This window comes from Citrobacter sp. ANG330, from assembly GCF_047467925.1.
GTDB classification, from domain to species: Bacteria; Pseudomonadota; Gammaproteobacteria; order Enterobacterales; family Enterobacteriaceae; genus Citrobacter_A; species Citrobacter_A amalonaticus_G.
The window spans coordinates 1-860 of record NZ_JASJUI010000030.1 but is presented as its reverse complement, the minus strand read 5'-3'; the positions used below and the strand labels follow the sequence as shown (position 1 = coordinate 860).

Genomic DNA, 860 nt, shown 5'->3' with positions numbered 1-860 from the left:
ACTTTAGCAACAACGCCCGCACCTACAGTACGGCCGCCTTCACGGATTGCGAAACGCAGACCGTCGTCCATCGCGATCGGGTGGATCAGGGTAACAACCATTTTGATGTTGTCGCCCGGCATTACCATCTCTACGCCTTCCGGCAGTTCGATGGTGCCAGTCACGTCAGTTGTACGGAAGTAGAACTGCGGACGGTAGCCTTTGAAGAACGGAGTATGACGGCCGCCTTCGTCTTTGGACAGAATGTACACTTCAGATTCGAACTTGGTGTGCGGCTTGATGGTGCCCGGCTTAGCCAGTACCTGACCACGTTCGATTTCTTCACGTTTGATACCACGCAGCAGAACACCAACGTTCTCACCCGCACGGCCTTCGTCCAGCAGTTTGCGGAACATTTCAACGCCAGTACAGGTAGACTTCGCAGTCTCTTTGATACCAACGATTTCAACTTCTTCGCCCACTTTGATGATACCGCGCTCTACACGACCGGTAACAACGGTACCACGACCGGAGATGGAGAATACGTCTTCGATCGGCAGCAGGAACGGCTTGTCAATCGCACGCTCTGGTTCCGGAATGTAAGAATCCAGGAAGCCAGCCAGTTCGATGATTTTCGCTTCCCACTCTGCGTCGCCTTCCAGCGCTTTCAGAGCAGAACCACGAACGATCGGAGTGTCGTCGCCCGGGAAATCGTACTGAGACAGAAGTTCACGAACTTCCATTTCTACCAGTTCCAGCAGCTCTTCGTCATCAACCATGTCGCATTTGTTCAGGAACACGATGATGTACGGAACGCCTACCTGACGACCCAGCAGGATGTGCTCACGAGTCTGCGGCATCGGGCCGTCAGTCGCAGCAAC

At 54.1% G+C, this 860-nt stretch carries 1 protein-coding gene; it reads right to left on the bottom strand.

The annotated features are described in order from the left end of the window. The coding region (gene tuf, locus QNN88_RS22785; protein ID WP_414242143.1) for an elongation factor Tu at positions 1-860 on the bottom strand (860 nt) is incomplete at both ends.